This is a genomic window from Amycolatopsis tolypomycina, from assembly GCF_900105945.1.
GTDB lineage: Bacteria > Actinomycetota > Actinomycetes > Mycobacteriales > Pseudonocardiaceae > Amycolatopsis > Amycolatopsis tolypomycina.
The window spans coordinates 7262480-7278997 of record NZ_FNSO01000004.1 but is presented as its reverse complement, the minus strand read 5'-3'; the positions used below and the strand labels follow the sequence as shown (position 1 = coordinate 7278997).

Below are 16518 nucleotides of genomic sequence, written 5' to 3'. Positions count from 1 at the left end.
GTTACGGAAACCGCCGCGACGCTGGTCACAGCCGGATGGGGCCCCCGAGCGAGGTCGCGGCGGAGGTGTCACCATGAGGACATGGCTGCTGCGAAGTCGAAGTCGGAACCGACTCGGATCCTCGTCCTCGGTGGTGGGTACGTCGGGCTCTACACGGCGTACGGCCTCCAGAAGATGCTCCGGGCCAACGAGGCCTCCGTGACCGTCGTTGACCCGCAGCCCCACATGACCTACGCGCCGTTCCTCCCGGAGGCCGCGGCCGGCGCGATCGAGCCCCGGCACGTGGTCGTGCCGCTGCGGCGGGTGCTCAAGCGCTGCCACGTGCTGACCGCGCGCGTCACCAAGATCGAGAACGAGAAGAAGTCCGTCACGGTCGAGGCGGCCGACGGCCACATCGAGCAGCTCGGCTACGACATCCTGGTCGTCGCCCTCGGTGCGGTCGCGCGCATCCTGCCGATCCCGGGCCTGGTCGAGGAAGGCATCGCCTTCAAGACCATCGGCGAGGCGATCTACCTGCGCAACCACATCATGACGAAGCTCGACGAGGCGGCCAGCACGCTCGACCCCGAGCTGCGCAAGCGCCTGCTGACGTTCACGGTGGTCGGCGGCGGCTTCGCCGGCATCGAGGCGCTGGCCGAGCTCGAGGACATGACCCGGTTCGCGGTGGAGAACTACTACCCGAACATCAAGACCTTCGACATCCGCTGGGTGCTCGTCGAGGCGGCCGGCCGGATCCTCCCCGAGGTCCGCGAGACGCTCGGCGTGTACACGGTCGAGCAGCTGGAGAAGCGCGGCATCGAGGTCTACCTGTCGACGGCGGCGAAGTCGTTCGAAAACGGCCACGTCGTGCTGTCGGACGGCACGGAGTTCGACACCGACACGATCATCTGGACCGCGGGCGTGAAGGCCAACCCGGTCCTGGCCAACTCGGACCTGCCGCTCGACAAGCGCGGCCGCCTCGAGGCCACGGCGGCGATGCAGGTCGTCGGCCACCCGGAGGTCTGGACGGCGGGCGACAACGCGGCGATCCCGGACCTGTCCCGCACGGAGGAAGACCCGACGGCGACGTGCCCGCCGAACGCCCAGCACGCGGTCCGCCAGGCAAGGCTGCTGGCGAAGAACATCATCAAGGTCCTGCGCGGCGGCAAGCCGAAGGACTACTTCCACAAGAACCTCGGCGCGGTGGCGAGCCTCGGCCTGCACAAGGGCGTCGCGGACGCGCTGAACCTGAAGATCAAGGGCTTCCCGGCCTGGCTGTTCCACCGCGCCTACCACCTCAAGGCCATGCCGACGTGGAACAGGCGAATCCGCATCCTGTTCGACTGGATCCTCGGTGGCCTGTTCCGCCGCGAGGTGATCTCGCTCGGCCAGATCAACAACCCGAAGGACGAGTTCGCGCGCGTTTCGAAGTCCTGACATCCGCTTCGCCTTCGCCGAAGAGCCCCCGGTCCCCGTGGCCGGGGGCTCTCGGTTTTGTGTGTCCTGGACACCGCACCGACGTCATCACCTAGAGTGTGCGGTGCCCCCGTAGCCCAATCGGCAGAGGCAGTCGACTTAAAATCGACTCAGTGCGGGTTCGAGTCCCGTCGGGGGCACCACGCAGACCATCATCACCCTGATCGGCCTCGGCTGACGGGCACGCTGGTCATCGAGGGCACGTACGACCTCGCGTCGATGCGCGGGAGGGCGTGATGGGGTCCTCGGCCAGCGTGAGCAGGTTCGTCACCACGATGATGAGCATCGTCATCGGGCTGACCTTTCTCTTCGGCTTCGGGAACGTCCTGGCGCTGGCACTGCGGATCGGTGTTCCGGCGTACGTCGCTCCGCTGGTGGCCCCGGCGCTGGACCTGACCGTGCTCGGCCTGCTCGTGGGTACCAGGCATCTGGCGATGCAGGGTGCTCCGGAAGAGGTCCTGCGGCCGGCTCGGCGCCTCCTGCTGGCAGCTAGCACCGCGACGCTAGCCTTGAACGTTGCCGATCCCATCTGTGCAGGTCAGTGGGGTAAAGCTGGCTTTGATGCAGTGGGACCGCTGCTGTTGATTGGCTGGGCCGAGGTCGGTCCAGCAATGCTCCGAAGCCTGCAGATCGTCGACACCGCACAAGAACAGCGAGAAGATCACGACAGCTCAGCGCCCGATCAGGCGGTGGAGCCGGAATGCGCAGTCCCGGTCGGCCAGGAGCTGGCGATCGAGATGACAGCTGCGGGTAGCGAAGCGAAGCTGGAACGGGCGAGGAGCCTCAACCGCGAGCACTGGGATCGTTACCAGCGTCCCATTTCAGCTGAAAGTCTGCGCCGCGAGCTCGGGGTCGGAGCCGCGACTTCGAGGAAGCTGTGTGCGGCCGTGCGATCCGAAATGCAGACGGCAATGGCTGCTGTTTCTCCAGGCTGCCCCGAAGTGCCCTAAAACCGAATTCACCCGGCCCGCCCCCGCTGCCCTGGCGGCATGATGCCACGGGCCCGAGCGGTGTAGACCCACTTGTGGACGGTCCGCGGTGAGACGGCCGCCAGCTCGGCGATCGTCGGCGCGGGCGGCAGGCCCCGTCTCAGGCAAAGCGCGTAAGCGCTGCGGATCCGGACCAGAAAGTCGTCGGTGATCCGGCTGCCCTGTGGCGGGTCGAGCACAGGGAAGTCGTCGGCCTCGGCAGCGGGAGGCTCAGGTGATTGAGGCATGGAAGTCTGGCGGACACCTGACTCCGCGAATTGCGCGAACCAGCTTTCGGCGACCCAATTGCTCAACGATCTTTGGGGACCCCCGTGCGCTCTGCCCCGGACCGGGCCGCCGCAACTGCTGCAGTGTCGGCCGCTGTACGTGCCTGATCCCCAGGTCGTTGCGTAATGCGCCGCCAGCCGATGGAGGTCCGGCCCGGCAACATTGGAGCGACTCTCTACGGATTCCGACCCTTCAAGCATGGCAGCCTCCAGAGCATCGATGGGCAGCTGCCGGATCGCTGCCGGCGGCAGAGGCTCGCCTTCGCCATCGACGTAGAGCTCGGTGATACGCCACCTGCGGTCCGTACCTTGCGCGAAGCGCGCGTACACCTGGCCGGGCAGTCCGATGCCGTCCACCCGGACCCAGCCGCCGTTGCCATAGCCGACTCGCACGGGGGTAAGTCTACGTCGTGTGGTAGTAACTTGGCGACAGATACTCCGCCATCTAGCCCTTACCGTGGAGTTCGTGCGGAAGAACTCGATTCATTGGAGGGCGAGTGGCTCTTCTCTTGCTGGTATTGCCGGCATCCATGGGCATCGCGATAGTCATCGCGGTCAGCGGGGCTGTGTTGTCGCGCTCGCCGAGCCGACGGCGCGACGGCCTGACCGCGCTCGCCCTGCTGATGCATTCGAGGAACGTCGCCCCGCGCATCAAGCCATGCAGTCCGGGTATGGAGTCGAGCCGTATCGCTCCGACGCGAACGCAACGATCGGAGACGGCTAGTGCAGGACAGTAATAGGACGCACGTCTGTTGCGATGCGGCGTTGGGTAGCAACGCCGTTGTGGTGCTGGGAGCTTGCAGCCGTCGTCGCTACCGCTCCTTGTCGGTGTCGGCAGCTAGAGTCTCCGGATGACCGAGGTGCAGCCCTTCCAGAGCTTCGACGATCGGATCGCCGGTCGGCCGGCCGGCCGCGTTTTGTTGGAGGGCGTTCCCGAACATCTCTTTCGTCCGCTCAAGAAGTGGATGGCTGAGGTGCTCAGAAATCGTCCAGAGGAGCTGGCCGAAGCAGTACTGCTGTCTTTGGGCTGGTCGCACTCGACGCAGTACATGGTGGACGCTCTCCATGACGTGCCAGGTCCTCGATTACTTTCCGTTATCGACGCTATGTTGCAGCTCAGCGGGGAAAGTGACGGCTGCATTATCGAAGCTGCCGACTTGGACCGCCTTGACCGGATACTTCGTTTGGGCCGGTCGGCGTACAAGGTGGCCGATGACGGTGCACATCTGACGTGGCGAGTCGATCCGACGGTCGAGAGCGCGTTCCAGAGCACTGTGGCTGCGGCAAGCAAGGGAACTGCCGAGTTGTTAGGAAGGGCTTGGTATCACGCTTACCGGCCGGAGCCGGATGCGACGGGCGCCTACCGCGAAGCGGTGCGAGCGGTCGAAGAGGCATTTGTTCCCATCGTCTCCCCGAAGAACGGCCGCGCCTCGCTCGGGACGGTCGTGCGGGACCTGCGCAACCAGTCGGACAAATGGGAACTGGTACTGGTCGACGGTGTAGACGCGCCGGCGAGTATCGAGCCGTTCGTCGGACTGCTTGATCAGCTTTGGCAAGGGCAGCGTTCTCGGCACGGAGGCGGCGCTACGTCTCGAGACCAAGGACAGGCTGAGGCTGAGGCTGCGGTGCACCTCGCGGCGTTGGCTGTTCAATGGCTGACGAGCGGGGCGCTGCGCCGGAAACTGGAGCGCGCCGAGCATGGCTGATCCGACTCCCTTTCTGTCGACGATCACCGGTGCTAGCGCCGGTTTGGTCGCCATCGTCGGCGGTCTGCTGGTCAACCGGTTCGTCGGGATCGACAGCGAACAGCAGGGCGCTCAGGCGCTGCTGGATCAAGCCGAAGAACGGCTCCGCATCGCCGACGTTCGCGCCAAGGCCGCTCAGGAGGTCTGGGAGTCCTTCGAAGCCGCCGAGTTCCTGGACGAACCCGACGTACTCGATGCGCTCCGCCGCGGGGCGCGCGACGTCACACAACTCGATCGGGAACTGCTGGCTAGGACGCCGCTGACCGCGGAACAGGTTCAGCACTACCTGCAGGAGGCGGCCGCAGAATTCGCGTTGGCTCAGCAGCAGCTCGACGAGTCGATCAAGCCTGCATCCGAACTGACGGCCGAGCAGTGGCGCTCGGTCACCTGGGCTAACGCCGACGGGGAGCTTGACGACGCCTTGCCGCTACCGCGGTGGCCGAGGGTGCGCGAGGCTGCGTTCGACGCCGTGGTCGAGGCTCGAGCGATCGAGCGGGAAAAGTTGGACGCGGCGAAGCGTACAAAGCTTCCTTACGCTATCCCCAACATCAACTCGCTGCTGCTCGGCGCGGGGTTCACGGCGCCAATGTCGCCTGTTGCCCGCGCGCTGATCACTAACAGGGGGCTCCAGCGATCCGACCAGAGCCGCAGCCAGTTGACGGCGGATAAGGAGCGTGCGGCCCAGCGTCGGGAAGATGCGCAGATCGAGGCCTACCGATTGCGAGAGCGCCGCGACGCGATCGTCCGGCCGGACCGCCAGTTGTGGATCGGGCTCGGAGTCCTGCTGTATCCGACCATCGTCGGGATCGTGCTGCCCGTGATGACGATGGCCGGGGGCCCGACGGCCTTCACTGGATGGATCCGCGCACTTGGCGTGCTGTTTGTGACAGCTCTGGTCTGGCTTCTGGGTTACATGGCGTATCTCGCGGTCCGGCTGTCCAGACGCGGCCGCAGTTCTGTCGGCCGGTCACGGAAGTGACTTGGACAGTGAGCTAGTACGTGCCCCATTCTCGACAACGACGGCAGCCGCGGAACCTCGCCGGTCAAGACGGCCGCGTGGCGATCGCCGAACTTGGCTACGTCGCGACCGTCGAATCCGAAGGTCAGCAGAGAGTCAACAGTGCAGCCTTTGCTGTATTCAGTGAGGGCTGTACTGTTCTCTGCATGCTGACCTGTGAGACCCGGGAGTCGGCCCTGGCCCGGCTGGGGCGCGCGCTGGCGGACCCGACGCGGTGCCGGATCCTGGTGGCGCTGCTGGACGGCGTCCAGTACCCCGGCCGGCTCGCCGAACAGCTCGGCCTGACCCGCTCCAATGTGTCCAACCACCTCTCCTGCCTGCGGGGTTGCGGCCTGGTGGTCGCGACCTACGAAGGCCGTCAGGTGCGGTACGCGCTGTCTGACGAGCACCTCGCCCGCGCACTCGGCGAGCTGCTGCAGGTCGTCCTTGCGGTCGAGCCCCGCGAAGAATGCGTCGACGAGCCTGCGGCGACGAAGGCGGCGGCGCGATGAGCCAGTCGCCGGAACTGCGCGGGGAGAATCTTCTCGGCGACACCTGCTCGGACGGCTGCTGCGCGGGACCCAACGAGGTCGAGCCCGAGCGTCGGCAGGTCCTGACGCGCCGGGTGCGATGGCTGGTCGCCGCCACCATCACCTACAACGTCATCGAAGCGATCATCGCCATCTCCGCGGGCACCATCGCGGACTCCACCGCGCTGATCGGCTTCGGGCTCGACTCGGTGATCGAGGTCGCGTCCGCGGCCGCCGTCGCGTGGCAGTTCTCCGGGAAAGACCCGGAAGCGCGGGAGCGGACCGCGCTGAAGGTCATCGCGGTGTCGTTCTTCGCCCTGGCCGGCTACGTGACGGTCGAGTCGGTCCGCGCGCTGTTCGGTGGCGCGCCGGCAGAGGAGTCCACGGTCGGCATCGTGCTGGCCGGGGTGTCCCTGCTGGTGATGCCGCTGCTGTCCTACGTTCAGCGGCGCGCCGGGCGCGAGCTCGGCTCGGCCAGCGCGGTCGCCGACTCGAAGCAGACGCTGCTGTGCACATACTTGTCCGGCGTGCTGCTGGTCGGGCTGCTGCTCAACGCCTGGTTCGGGTGGTCGTGGGCCGACCCTCTGGTCGCGCTGGTCATCGCGGCCGTGGCGGTCAAGGAGGGGCGCGAAGCCTGGCGCGGCGAGCACTGCTGCTGACGGCAGATGCATCAACAGGGGTTGCGAGCTGGTCACCGCCCGGCGCGGTCGCCGCTGGTGGGTCAGATGGCGGCGGGGAGGAGTTCGGCGAGCAGGGCTTGGACGTGGTGGTCTATGTCGTCGCGGATGGCCCGGATGCGGTTCAGCGGCTGGTCGGCGGGATCGTCGATGGACCAGTCCTCGTACCGGCGGCCCGGCAGGATGGGGCAGTGTTCGCCGCAGCCCATGGTGACGACGACGTCCGCGGCGGCGAGGACTTCGTTGGTGAGGGGTTTCGGGAACTCCTCGGCGAGCGACAGCCCGGTTTCGGTCATGATCTGTTCGACCTCGGGGTAGATCGCTTCGTGGGGGTTGGAGCCGCCGGTGCGGATGTGGACGCGGGTGCCGGCGTGGTGGCGGGCGAGTGCGGCGGCCATCTGGGAGCGGCCGGCGTTGCCGACGCAGACGAACAGGATCTCGGGAACGCGTTTGGCGATCTTGCCTTCGGCTTGGGCGAGGGCGTCGAGGCGTTGGACGGTGAGTTTCTCGGCCAGGGTGGGCAGGAAGACGGTGACGTGGGCAGTTTCGGCAAGCCGGTCGTAGCTGTCGTGGAAGAGGGTGTCGATGCGGTCGCGGTCGAACAGCCCGTCGTAGCGGTAGGCGAGCTGGTTGACGATGCGGTCGGCTCCGGTGTCCCGGTCGATGCGCTGGTGCACGGGGTGCCTCCTCGTTGAGGCGGGTCAGCGGCTGGCGGACGCGGCCGGGTGGGGCAGGACCACGTCGACGGCTTGGGCGGCGGTGACGCCGGGGTAGAGGGTGCGGACGAGCAGCAGGGCGAGCCCGCCGCCGACGACCTGAGCTCCCAGGAACAGCGGCACCGAGGCCGGGGCGATGCCGGCGAAGGTGTCGCTGAACATGCGACCGATCGTGATCGCGGGGTTGGCGAAACTGGTGGAGCTGGTGAACCAGTACGCGGCGCCGATGTAGGCGCCGACCGCGGCCGGGGCTCGCTCGGCGCGGCCCGAGCGGACGAGGGAAAAGATCATCAAGATCAGGCCGACGGTCGCGACGACTTCCGACAAGCCATGCGCGGCCGTGGCGCGATGGGTGGTGCTGATGGAGACCGCGCTGGCGGAGAACATCAGGTTCGCCAGGATCGCGCCGCCGATGCAGCCGGCGACCTGGGCGGGTAGGTAGGCGAGGGCGTGCCGCCACGACAGCCCGCCGAACGCGGCGTCGACGAAGGACACGGCGGGGTTGAAGTGGGCGCCGCTGACGGGTGCGAACATCAGGATGAGCGCAAACAGTCCGGCTGCGGTGGCGGCGGCGTTTTCGGTCAGCTGCAGTCCGGTGTCGGCGGGGGAGAGGCGTTGCGCGGCGATTCCGGATCCGATCACCAGCGCGGCGAGTAACAGGCTGCCCAGGAATTCGGCGGCAAGCTTGCGGGGCAACGGCTGATCCATGCGGTACTCCTCGGCAGGCAGTGGTCGTCGTGGATCAGGCGAGGGCGGGGACGCCGAGCTCGTCGAGCAGGCCGCGGACGCGCCGTTCGATCTCGTCACGGACCGGGCGGACGTCGTCGACGCTCTTGCCCGCCGGGTCTTCGAGTTCCCAGTCGAGGTAGCGTTTGCCGGGGAAGATGGGGCAGGCGTCGCCGCAGCCCATGGTGATCACGACGTCGGCGGCGCGGACGATTTCGTCGGTCCAGGGCTTGGGGAATTCGGTGGCGATGTTGATGCCGCGTTCGTGCATCGCGGTGATCGCCGAGGGGTTGATTTCGTGGCCTGGTTCGGAGCCGCCGGACCAGGCGAGTGCCTGGTCGCCGGCGAGGTGCTGGAAGAACCCCATGGCCATCTGGCTGCGTCCGGCGTTGTGCACGCACAGGAACAGCACGGTCGGCTTGCCGTCGTGGTGGCCTTCGACCTTGGCCAGTGCGTGCAGGCGCTGGCGGGCGAACCGCTCGGCCAGCAGCGGCAGGAAGTTGGGGATGGTGCTGTGGCCGGCGAACTGGTCGTAGCTGGAGTGCAGGAATTGTTCGATGGTCTCGGTGCCGAAGACGCCGTCGAACTCGCCGTGCAGGCGGGTTGCGGCGGTGCGCAGCGCAAGCTGCTGGTCGATGCTCAGGTCGTGCCGGCGGGGCTGCTCGGTGTCAGTCATCGGTCTGCGCTCCAGGGAGTCGGACGGCGGGGGTGAGCCGGGTGATCCGGTCGGCAAGGTCGGCGAAGGCCTGATCGAACGCGTCGTCGGTGTCCGTGCGGGCGGGGTCGGGGACCGACCAGTGCAACCGGTCACCGGCCTGTGCGCCGAGTTCCTCGTGGGCGTTGTCGCAGACCGCGACGACGAGGTCGTCCTCGTGCAGCACCTCGTCGAGGCGGGACGTGCGGGCGCGGGCCAGCGACAGGCCGCGGGTGCGGGCGACGGCCGCCGCGCGCGGGTGGATCCGGGCGGCCGGGTGCGTGCCCGCCGAGGCGGCGGGCACCGGGCTTTGGCTGCGCCAGAGCGCGGCGGCCAGCTGGGACCGCGCCGAGTTGTGCGTGCACACGAACACCACCCGCGGCGCCGACCGCGTCCCGGCTGGCCGCAGCCCGGCGAGCGAGGCCGGGCGCAGGCGCAGGTAGGTGCGGCGGCGATCGCCTTCGGACCGGGACCGTTCCAGCACTCCGGCCTGCTCCAGCAGCTTCAGGTGGTGCGCGAGCAGGTTGCTCGGCAGCCCGAGGTCCTGGCCGAGTTCGGTGGGTGAGGCGTCGCCGAGCACCAGCCGGTCCACGATCGCCAGGCGTGCGGGTTCGCCCAGGGCGGCGTGCACCTGTGCGCGCGCCCGCAGCTCCGGAGTCCACTCAACGTTCATTGACTCAATAATGGTTGAATGAATGCGCGGGTGTCAACGGGCACCCGCTGGACGAGGGAGGGCATGGTCATGACTCGTGTGCTGGTGATCGGGGGCAGCGACGCCGGGATCAGCGCCGGCCTGCGGGTGCACGAGCTGGCGCCGGACGTGCGGCCGCTGCTCGTGGTCGCAGACGGCTACCCGAACTTCTCCATCTGCGGCATCCCCTACCACGTCTCCGGCGAGGTCTCCGACTGGCGCAGCCTCGCCCACCGCACCCGCGCCGACCTCGAGAACGCCGGGCTGGACCTGCGGCTCAACACCCGTGCGGTCGCCGTCGACCCGGACGCGCGGACCGTCACGGTCACGAGTGACCGCGGTCAGGAACAGCTGGTCTACGACCAGCTCGTCATCGGCACCGGCGCGGTCCCGATCCGCCCGCCGATCGAGGGGCTCAACCAGCTCGGTCCCGCCGACGGCGTGCACCTGCTGCACACCATGGACGACACCTTCGCCCTGACCGCCACCCTGGACCGCAGCCCGCGCTCCGCGGTGGTCGTCGGCGGGGGCTACATCGGCCTGGAGATGGTCGAAGCGCTACGCACCCGCGACATCGACGTCACCCTCGTCGAACGGCTCCCGCAGGTCCTGTCCACCGTGGACCCGGAACTCGGGGCGCTGGTCGCCGACGAACTGCGCGCGCACGACGTCGACATCCGCACCGGCACGCTCGTGCACCGCATCGAACGCACCACCGCGGGGCTGAAAGTCAGCGGCAGCAACGGATTCGAGAAACGCGCAGACGTCGTGCTCGTCGTGGTCGGCGTCCGCCCGGATACCGCGCTGGCCGAAACCGCCGGGGTGAAACTCGGCGTTCGCGGCGCGATCGCCGTCGACCGCGGAATGCGCACCAACGTCGACGGGATCTTCGCTGCCGGGGACTGCGTGCACACCTACCACCGGCTGCTGGGCCAGGACGTCTACCTGCCGTTGGGCACCACCGCGCACAAACAGGGCCGCGTGGCCGGCGAGAACGCCCTCGGCGGCAGCCGGGAGTTCACCGGGTCGCTCGGAACCCAGGTGCTGAAGGTGTTCGACCTCGCCATCGCCCGCACCGGGCTGCGTGACCACGAAGCCGTCGGCTTCCGGCCAGTCACCGTCGAGACCGTGGCCGACGATCACAAGGCCTACTACCCGGGCGCCCGTCCGATCCACCTCCGGATCACCGGCGACGCGGACTCCGGCCGCCTGCTCGGCGCCCAGCTAGTCGGGCACCGCGACAGCGCGGTGCACAAGCGCGTCGACACCTACGCGGCCGCCATCCACCACGCCATGGCCGTCGCCGACATCGAAGACCTCGACCTGTCCTACACCCCGCCGCTGGGCAGCCCGTTCGACGCGGTGCAGACCGCTGCGCAGGCTTGGGTCCGGCAGGCCGGTTGAGCGTTCACGCGCCGGTCTCGCGTGGGGCGTCCCGCAGCGGGGCCGGCCGGTCGGCGAGCGGGCCTCCGGCGGCCAGAAGACCGCCGAGGGTTTCGAGGGGTTCGGGAACGACGCGGTACCAGCTCCACGTGCCACGGCGCTCGCGCGTGAGGATGCCGGCCGTCACGAGCACGCGCAGGTGGTGGCTGAGCGAAGGCTGCGGCATGTCGAAGTCCTCGGCCAGGTCGCAGAAGCATGCCTCGCCGCCCGGCGAGTACCGGATCAGCGAAACGAGCCGGATGCGGACCGGGTCCGACAGTGCCTTGAACAGTTTCGCCGCGGCTTCGGCGGCCGAGTCGGAGACGACGGCGGCGGGCTCGGCCAGTAGCAGGGTCACCGCGACCGGCTTCGACCGAACGTGCCCGTCGTGCGCGGCCATGGCTCCTCCTCGACGGCTCGATGAGCTCGGTCTTGTGATCGTACCCTGCTTGGATTGACAAGAGTCGATCCAAGCCTCTTCAATTGCATTGGCATACTTCGATCCAGCCGGTGGCCCGCGAGGGGACCGCCGATGATGCCGAAAGGGACCTTCGATGGCTCGCACTTCCGAGGTGCTGTTCGTCTGCGTGCACAACGCCGGCCGTTCCCGGATGGCCGCCGCGCTGCTGCAGCACTACGCGCTCGGCCGGATCGCCGTGCGCTCCGCCGGATCTGAGCCCGCCGAGAAGGTCAATCCCGCCGCGGCGCAGGCGCTCGCCGAGTGGGGCCTGGACATCACCGCCGAGGTGCCCAGCAAGCTCTCGACCGAGGACGTCGAAGCCTCCGACGTCGTGATCACCATGGGCTGCGGCGACACCTGCCCGATCTTCCCCGGCAAGCGCTACCTGGACTGGCCGCTGGACGACCCGGCCGGCCAGGGCGTCGACGCCGTCCGCCCGATCCGGGACGAGATCGACCGCCGCGTCCGCGGCCTGCTCGCCGAGGTCCTCGACGCCTGACCACCCCGACGACCTACTTCTGGAGGCACGGTCCGTGACCGAGACCGCCGACAAGACCGCCACCCCGGCCGACGCCGACGTCCTGCACAGAATGTCCTTCCTGGACCGTTTCCTCCCGGTGTGGATCATCGCCGCGATGGCCGTCGGGCTCGGTCTCGGCAGTGTGATCCCCGGACTGCAGGGCGTGCTGGATGCAGTGAAGATCGGGCAGGTGTCGCTGCCGATCGCCCTCGGCCTGCTGCTGATGATGTACCCGGTGCTGGCGAAGGTCCGCTACGACAAGCTCGACACCGTCACCCGCGACCGGCGCACCATGGTGCTGTCGCTGGTGCTGAACTGGATCCTCGGTCCGGCGCTGATGTTCGCGCTGGCGTGGCTGCTGCTGCCGGACCTGCCGGAGTACCGGACCGGGCTGATCATCGTCGGGCTGGCCCGCTGTATCGCCATGGTGATCATCTGGAACGACCTCGCCTGTGGCGACCGGGAAGCCGCCGCGGTGCTGGTCGCGCTGAACTCCGTCTTCCAGGTGATCATGTTCGGGGTGCTCGGCTGGTTCTATCTCGACCTGCTGCCCGGCTGGCTCGGCCTCGACACCACCAGCGTCTCCTTCTCCCCGTGGGAGATCGCTGTCTCCGTGGTCATCTTCCTCGGCATCCCGCTGGCGGCCGGCTACCTGTCGCGGCGGATCGGCGAGCAGCGCAAGGGCCGCGACTGGTACGAGGGGAAGTTCCTGCCGAAGATCGGCCCGATCGCGCTCTACGGGCTGCTGTTCACCATCGTCGTGCTGTTCGCGCTGCAGGGCGAGACGATCACCTCCCGGCCGCTGGACGTCGCCCGGATCGCGCTGCCGCTGCTGGCCTACTTCGCGATCATGTGGGGCGGCGGCTACCTGCTCGGCAAGGCATCCGGCCTGTCGTACTCGCGGACCACGACGCTGGCGTTCACCGCGGCGGGCAACAACTTCGAGCTCGCGATCGCGGTCGCGATCGGCGTGTTCGGCGTGACGTCCGGCCAGGCCCTGGCCGGGGTAGTCGGCCCGCTGATCGAGGTTCCGGTCCTCGTCGGCCTGGTGTACGTGAGCTTGTGGCTGCGCAAACGCTGGGTCGATCGGGCTCCGGCGAAGTGACACCCTCGCCGCAGGTGGTCGTGGTCGGCGGCGGCCAGGCAGGTCTGGCCGCCGGCTACTACCTCCGCCGCGCGGGCCTCGACTTTGTCATCCTCGATGCCCAGACCCAGCCCGGTGGCGCTTGGCTGCACGGGTGGGAGTCGCTGCGGCTGTTCTCCCCGGCCCGGTTCAGCTCGCTGCCCGGCTGGCTGATGCCGCCGTATCGCGACGAGTGGTACCCGCCGGCCAGCCACGTCGTGGACTACCTCACCGCCTACGAGAAACGCTACGAGCTTCCCGTGCACCGCGGCGTCACCGTCACCGCGGTCGAGTCCAGCGCCGACGGCTTCACGGTCACCGCCGACACCGGCACCTGGACCGCGAAGGCCGTCATCAGCGCCACCGGGACGTGGTGGCGGCCGTTCCTGCCGCTGGTGCCCGGCTCCTTCGCCGGTCGTCAGCTGCACGCCGTCGACTACCGCGGCCCCGGTGAGTTCGCCGGCCAGCGCGTGGTCGTGGTCGGCGGCGGAAACTCCGGCGCGCAGATCGCTGCGGACCTCACCGGCATCGCCGAGGTCGCCTGGGCGACCCGCCGAGCACCCCGCTTCCTGCCCGACGAGGTCGACGGGCACGTGCTATTCGACATCGCCACTCGCCGCCGCCAAGCCCTCGACCGCGGCGCCGCCGACCCCGGCGGGGTCGCCGGCCTGGGCGACATCGTGGCCGTGCCGCCGGTGCGCCGTGCTCGCGACGCCGGCGCGCTCAACGCCCGCCCGATGTTCACCCGGCTCACGCCCGAAGGCCCGCTGTGGCCGGACGGCACCACGATCGAGGCGGACGTCGTCATCTGGTGCACTGGGTTCCGGCCCGAGCTCGGCCACCTCGCGCCGCTGAAGCTGCGCAGCACCGGCGGCCACGTCCGGACCGAGGGCACCCGCGCCCTCGACGTCCCGGGACTGCACCTGGTCGGCTACGGCGACTGGACCGGACCGGCCTCGGCCACCCTGATCGGCGTCGGCCGGACCGCCCGAGTCGCAGTCGCCGACATCGCCGCGCAGCTGCTGGGCGGCTGACGGCACCGGCTCAGCGGAGGCTTGCGACGTACTCCTTGAGCTCCTGAGCCAGCACCGGCGAGGCATAGGTCTTCACCACGTCTTGCCGAGCTGGGCAGACGTCCAAGTCCGGGCAGACCAGCGGAATCATGACCCGCAGCGTCTTGTACAGCTGAGCATGCGGCAACGTGCCGAGGATCTGCTTGATCCCGAAGGCGGATGCCGCGCTGAGGACTTCGGCGAGGAACTTCGGGCAGCCGACCAAAATCAGGCCCGCCCGCAACGGCTGCTGCGCGTATTTGGCGTAAGTACCGGGATCGAGCCCTTTCGCCACGTTGTTGAGGCAGACGCAGAGTCCGTGCTTGCGGTAGCGGACAGGGGAAGTCCACGGGACCTTGTCGATGGCACGGTTGGCCAGCCGGGTGTAGAAACCGTTCTCATCGAAGACATAGGCCACGACGTCGCCGGCGATGTTCGAGGGATCCTGGCTCAATGATTCCCTGGCGTGTTGGCGGCGGGTGGTCCTACGGTCGAGTGGCGGCGCGACGGTGCGAGTCGGTGGCGCCACCGGTGGATGTGCCGTCGATGGTCGCGGTCGCATGCTTCGCGGCACCGCCTGCGACGGGCTCCACGCCGGCCGGTGGACTGGTGTTCGGGCTGCGGACTGGCGGGTGCGCGCCCGCTGAGCTCGGCGTGCACATTCCCGTCCGGCTTCCTTGCCCTTGAAGTGCCGGTGGTCGCCGTACGGACATTCGTACTGACTCGAGGGGAGCTTGCGGTGCCTCGCCATCCCATCCACGCTAGGAACCGCGACCTCGACGGTCACTCGGCTATTCCGGTCCCTGATCAGGCGTCTGCATCACACCCCGCGTTGTAATTCCTCCTTGTGAGTCAACGCAAGTCATCCTCGTGAGTGGTTGGCCAACCCCGTAACTGTGGCGACGACGAGCCGGGTCGCCGAGATCAGGGTGTCGGTCTCCACGCGATCTGGGGTCTCGGCTGGGGTTTGGTAGCCGGGCATTCCCATGCCGATCCCCACCGCGGCCAGCTCGGCCGCGGCGTAGCGGCGGTTGTCCGACGCCGTCGCCCCGGCCCGCAGCGGCACGCCGGTCTCCCGGCCGGCCTGGTCGAGCGCGGCGAGCAGTCCGTGCGCCGGCCCGCCTGCTTCCACCGCGGCGGCGTCGCCGAGCTGGGCGGCGCCGTCGATGTTGAGCACGACCGTGCCGGCTGGGACGGTCGGTGCGTGATGGGCGGAGCCGCGGGCTCCGGCTTCCTCGGCGTCGAGGAACGTGACCGCCAAGCCGACGCCGTCCAGGAGCGTGCCGGCGAGCAGACGGGCAGCCTCGAGCACGACGGCGACGCCGGACGCGTTGTCCGCCGCGGCAGGCAGCCGCTGCTCCGGGTCGTCGCCGACGCCGTCGAAGTGCGCGGTAAGCAGAACGTCCGGGCCTCCGCTCGTAGCGGTGCGCAGCCGCCCGTGCACGTTGGACCCGGTCACCTCGACGGTGCGCAGCGGCATCGACGCGCTGATCACCTGACCGGCGGCCAAGCGCTCGTGCAGCTCGGTGCGGACCGCGATGACCGGCAGATCGCCGGGCATGGGGCCGACGATCATCTTCGGCATCCACCCGGCTTCATCGGTTCCGCGCGGCACGAGCAGCCCGGCTGCGCCGTCGCGGGTAGCTCGCGCCGAAACCCCCAGGTCCGGCGCGAGCACCCAGCGATCGGTGAGCTGGCCGGCGTCGGCAGCCACCAGCTCGGCGGTGCGGGTTTCGGGCAGATTGGCCGACGCGAGGTGTTCGACGAAGTCCCGGCGGTGCACCAGTTGAAGGTCGCCCTGGTGAAGCTCGGGTGTCCGGTACAGCTCGCGCACAGTGGCGGGGAACTCGTCGGTCGTGACCGTCGCTCCGATCGCCTGCAGCTGTCCGGCGAGCCACGTGGCGGCCGCGCGGCCGCCCGGGGTGCCGACGCGGCGGCCGGTGAAACGGTCCTCGGCCAGCGTGGTGACGGTGGAGCGCAGGCGACTGCCGGAAAGCTCGGTCGCCGCTGCCGTGGTCATCCGCAGCAACCGGCGCCATCGGCGACGGCGTCGGCTTTCGCGGCCGGATCGCAGCAGGCACCGGCGGCGGCTGCCGCCTCCGCGGTGCCGCAGCACGTCGTTGTGGTCGTCGGGGTGACCGTTGCGGGTGCGGTGCCGCAACAGCCGGTCGAGGCGGGCGGGGTAAAGGTTTCGGCGGGGTCGCCGGCGAAACCGCCGGTCGTCTCGGTGCTCATCACGGATCTCCTTGCGAGGTTGAGGCGTCAGAAGCGGGAAGACAGCTGCAGTGCGCGGGTCCGGGCCTGGTCGAGCAGGGCGTTGGCGCGGCACTGACCGGTGCACACCTGCGCGCACGACTCACAGAACTCGGTGGTCGTCGAGGTCGAGAACAGCCTGCGGAGAAGCTTGATCATGGAGCTACCTATCTAGATGAATGTCGAATCAGTGGCTCAAGTT

20 protein-coding genes and 1 tRNA gene are annotated in these 16518 nt (G+C 68.9%); 11 read left to right on the top strand and 10 right to left on the bottom strand.

The window, feature by feature from the left end:
* The first annotated feature begins 81 nt into the window (after positions 1 to 81).
* The 3 genes from BLW76_RS43080 to BLW76_RS43070 all read left to right on the top strand — a co-directional run bounded on the left by BLW76_RS43080 (position 82) and on the right by BLW76_RS43070 (position 2405).
* Entirely contained in the window at positions 82 to 1416 is a 1335-nt protein-coding gene (locus BLW76_RS43080) for an NAD(P)/FAD-dependent oxidoreductase (protein ID WP_091318024.1), read from the top strand.
* 105 nt (positions 1417 to 1521) lie between these two features.
* Positions 1522 to 1598 (top strand) — tRNA-Leu (locus BLW76_RS43075).
* 111 nt (positions 1599 to 1709) lie between these two features.
* Positions 1710 to 2405, top strand: a complete 696-nt coding sequence (locus tag BLW76_RS43070; RefSeq protein ID WP_244170591.1) for a hypothetical protein — start codon at positions 1710 to 1712, stop codon at positions 2403 to 2405.
* Between the two features lie 8 nt (positions 2406 to 2413).
* Here BLW76_RS43070 and BLW76_RS48215 read toward each other — a convergent pair whose 3' ends face one another.
* Positions 2414 to 3103: a hypothetical protein gene (locus tag BLW76_RS48215; RefSeq protein WP_143060796.1), complete on the bottom strand. Its 690-nt coding sequence runs from the start codon at positions 3101 to 3103 to the stop codon at positions 2414 to 2416.
* 458 nt (positions 3104 to 3561) lie between these two features.
* Between BLW76_RS48215 and BLW76_RS43060 the strand changes: the two genes are divergently transcribed.
* The 4 genes from BLW76_RS43060 to BLW76_RS43045 all read left to right on the top strand — a co-directional run bounded on the left by BLW76_RS43060 (position 3562) and on the right by BLW76_RS43045 (position 6641).
* Entirely contained in the window at positions 3562 to 4416 is an 855-nt protein-coding gene (locus BLW76_RS43060; protein ID WP_143060795.1) for a hypothetical protein, read from the top strand.
* Positions 4409 to 5434, top strand: a complete 1026-nt coding sequence (locus BLW76_RS43055) for a hypothetical protein (protein WP_091318018.1) — start codon at positions 4409 to 4411, stop codon at positions 5432 to 5434. The genes BLW76_RS43060 and BLW76_RS43055 overlap by 8 nt, the downstream gene beginning before the upstream one ends.
* A gap of 185 nt (positions 5435 to 5619) precedes the next feature.
* Positions 5620 to 5964 (top strand): Cd(II)/Pb(II)-sensing metalloregulatory transcriptional regulator CmtR, encoded by a 345-nt coding sequence (gene cmtR / locus BLW76_RS43050; protein ID WP_091318017.1) that lies wholly within the window; start codon positions 5620 to 5622, stop codon positions 5962 to 5964.
* Entirely contained in the window at positions 5961 to 6641 is a 681-nt protein-coding gene (locus BLW76_RS43045; RefSeq protein ID WP_208613495.1) for a cation efflux transmembrane domain-containing protein, read from the top strand. Before cmtR ends, BLW76_RS43045 begins: the two co-directional genes overlap by 4 nt.
* A 62-nt stretch (positions 6642 to 6703) precedes the next feature.
* Here BLW76_RS43045 and BLW76_RS50245 read toward each other — a convergent pair whose 3' ends face one another.
* Genes BLW76_RS50245 through BLW76_RS43025 form a run of 4 tightly spaced genes read right to left on the bottom strand, consistent with a single transcriptional unit; the run spans position 6704 to position 9468 of the window.
* Positions 6704 to 7336, bottom strand: a complete 633-nt coding sequence (locus BLW76_RS50245; RefSeq protein ID WP_091318015.1) for an arsenate reductase/protein-tyrosine-phosphatase family protein — start codon at positions 7334 to 7336, stop codon at positions 6704 to 6706.
* Positions 7337 to 7360: 24 nt separating this feature from the next.
* Positions 7361 to 8083, bottom strand: coding sequence for an aquaporin (locus tag BLW76_RS43035; RefSeq protein WP_091318014.1), 723 nt, complete (start codon positions 8081 to 8083; stop codon positions 7361 to 7363).
* 34 nt (positions 8084 to 8117) lie between these two features.
* Positions 8118 to 8777, bottom strand: coding sequence for an arsenate reductase ArsC (locus BLW76_RS43030; RefSeq protein WP_091318012.1), 660 nt, complete (start codon positions 8775 to 8777; stop codon positions 8118 to 8120).
* Positions 8770 to 9468: an arsenate reductase/protein-tyrosine-phosphatase family protein gene (locus BLW76_RS43025; RefSeq protein WP_091318011.1), complete on the bottom strand. Its 699-nt coding sequence runs from the start codon at positions 9466 to 9468 to the stop codon at positions 8770 to 8772. The genes BLW76_RS43030 and BLW76_RS43025 overlap by 8 nt, the downstream gene beginning before the upstream one ends.
* Positions 9469 to 9537: 69 nt before the next feature.
* On the opposite strand from BLW76_RS43025, the gene BLW76_RS43020 reads away from it, so the two are divergent.
* Entirely contained in the window at positions 9538 to 10890 is a 1353-nt protein-coding gene (locus BLW76_RS43020) for an FAD-dependent oxidoreductase (protein WP_091320592.1), read from the top strand.
* 4 nt (positions 10891 to 10894) lie between these two features.
* On the opposite strand, the gene BLW76_RS43015 is transcribed toward BLW76_RS43020, so the two are convergent.
* Positions 10895 to 11308, bottom strand: a complete 414-nt coding sequence (locus tag BLW76_RS43015; RefSeq protein ID WP_091318009.1) for an ArsR/SmtB family transcription factor — start codon at positions 11306 to 11308, stop codon at positions 10895 to 10897.
* 154 nt (positions 11309 to 11462) lie between these two features.
* Here BLW76_RS43015 and BLW76_RS43010 point away from each other — a divergent pair, with 154 nt between their 5' ends.
* The 3 genes from BLW76_RS43010 (at position 11463) to BLW76_RS43000 (ending at position 14045) form a co-directional block, all read left to right on the top strand.
* On the top strand, positions 11463 to 11867 hold the full coding sequence (locus BLW76_RS43010; protein WP_091318007.1) for an arsenate reductase ArsC: 405 nt from the start codon (positions 11463 to 11465) through the stop codon (positions 11865 to 11867).
* 91 nt (positions 11868 to 11958) lie between these two features.
* Positions 11959 to 12993 carry an ACR3 family arsenite efflux transporter gene (arsB, locus tag BLW76_RS43005; protein WP_091320591.1) on the top strand — a complete coding sequence of 345 codons (1035 nt, stop codon included), beginning with the start codon at positions 11959 to 11961 and terminating at the stop codon, positions 12991 to 12993.
* The gene (locus tag BLW76_RS43000; RefSeq protein ID WP_091318005.1) at positions 12990 to 14045 is read left to right on the top strand and encodes an ArsO family NAD(P)H-dependent flavin-containing monooxygenase; all 1056 of its coding nucleotides are present in this window, start codon (positions 12990 to 12992) and stop codon (positions 14043 to 14045) included. The genes arsB and BLW76_RS43000 overlap by 4 nt, the downstream gene beginning before the upstream one ends.
* A gap of 10 nt (positions 14046 to 14055) precedes the next feature.
* On the opposite strand, the gene BLW76_RS42995 is transcribed toward BLW76_RS43000, so the two are convergent.
* The 4 genes from BLW76_RS42995 to BLW76_RS49075 form a co-directional block, all read right to left on the bottom strand.
* Positions 14056 to 14517: a hypothetical protein gene (locus BLW76_RS42995; RefSeq protein WP_244170590.1), complete on the bottom strand. Its 462-nt coding sequence runs from the start codon at positions 14515 to 14517 to the stop codon at positions 14056 to 14058.
* Between the two features lie 408 nt (positions 14518 to 14925).
* A complete protein-coding gene (locus tag BLW76_RS42990) occupies positions 14926 to 16083 on the bottom strand; it encodes a M28 family metallopeptidase (RefSeq protein WP_091318003.1) in 1158 nt (385 codons plus the stop codon).
* Positions 16080 to 16298 (bottom strand): hypothetical protein, encoded by a 219-nt coding sequence (locus tag BLW76_RS42985; RefSeq protein ID WP_091318001.1) that lies wholly within the window; start codon positions 16296 to 16298, stop codon positions 16080 to 16082. The genes BLW76_RS42990 and BLW76_RS42985 overlap by 4 nt, the downstream gene beginning before the upstream one ends.
* Before the next feature lie 27 nt (positions 16299 to 16325).
* A complete protein-coding gene (locus BLW76_RS49075; RefSeq protein WP_167384922.1) occupies positions 16326 to 16475 on the bottom strand; it encodes a hypothetical protein in 150 nt (49 codons plus the stop codon).
* Positions 16476 to 16518: the final 43 nt, after the last annotated feature.

Coding starts and splice junctions, on each gene's coding strand:
- cmtR (WP_091318017.1), top strand. CDS start 5,620: ATGCTGACCTGTGAGACCCGGGAGTCGGCCCTGGCCCGGCTGGGGCGC.
- BLW76_RS43010 (WP_091318007.1), top strand. CDS start 11,463: ATGGCTCGCACTTCCGAGGTGCTGTTCGTCTGCGTGCACAACGCCGGC.
- BLW76_RS43055 (WP_091318018.1), top strand. CDS start 4,409: ATGGCTGATCCGACTCCCTTTCTGTCGACGATCACCGGTGCTAGCGCC.
- BLW76_RS43015 (WP_091318009.1), bottom strand. CDS start 11,308: ATGGCCGCGCACGACGGGCACGTTCGGTCGAAGCCGGTCGCGGTGACC.
- BLW76_RS43020 (WP_091320592.1), top strand. CDS start 9,538: ATGACTCGTGTGCTGGTGATCGGGGGCAGCGACGCCGGGATCAGCGCC.
- BLW76_RS43030 (WP_091318012.1), bottom strand. CDS start 8,777: ATGACTGACACCGAGCAGCCCCGCCGGCACGACCTGAGCATCGACCAG.
- BLW76_RS43080 (WP_091318024.1), top strand. CDS start 82: ATGGCTGCTGCGAAGTCGAAGTCGGAACCGACTCGGATCCTCGTCCTC.
- BLW76_RS43060 (WP_143060795.1), top strand. CDS start 3,562: ATGACCGAGGTGCAGCCCTTCCAGAGCTTCGACGATCGGATCGCCGGT.
- BLW76_RS43025 (WP_091318011.1), bottom strand. CDS start 9,468: ATGAACGTTGAGTGGACTCCGGAGCTGCGGGCGCGCGCACAGGTGCAC.
- BLW76_RS43045 (WP_208613495.1), top strand. CDS start 5,961: ATGAGCCAGTCGCCGGAACTGCGCGGGGAGAATCTTCTCGGCGACACC.
- BLW76_RS43035 (WP_091318014.1), bottom strand. CDS start 8,083: ATGGATCAGCCGTTGCCCCGCAAGCTTGCCGCCGAATTCCTGGGCAGC.
- BLW76_RS49075 (WP_167384922.1), bottom strand. CDS start 16,475: ATGATCAAGCTTCTCCGCAGGCTGTTCTCGACCTCGACGACCACCGAG.
- BLW76_RS42990 (WP_091318003.1), bottom strand. CDS start 16,083: ATGACCACGGCAGCGGCGACCGAGCTTTCCGGCAGTCGCCTGCGCTCC.
- BLW76_RS42985 (WP_091318001.1), bottom strand. CDS start 16,298: ATGAGCACCGAGACGACCGGCGGTTTCGCCGGCGACCCCGCCGAAACC.
- arsB (WP_091320591.1), top strand. CDS start 11,959: ATGTCCTTCCTGGACCGTTTCCTCCCGGTGTGGATCATCGCCGCGATG.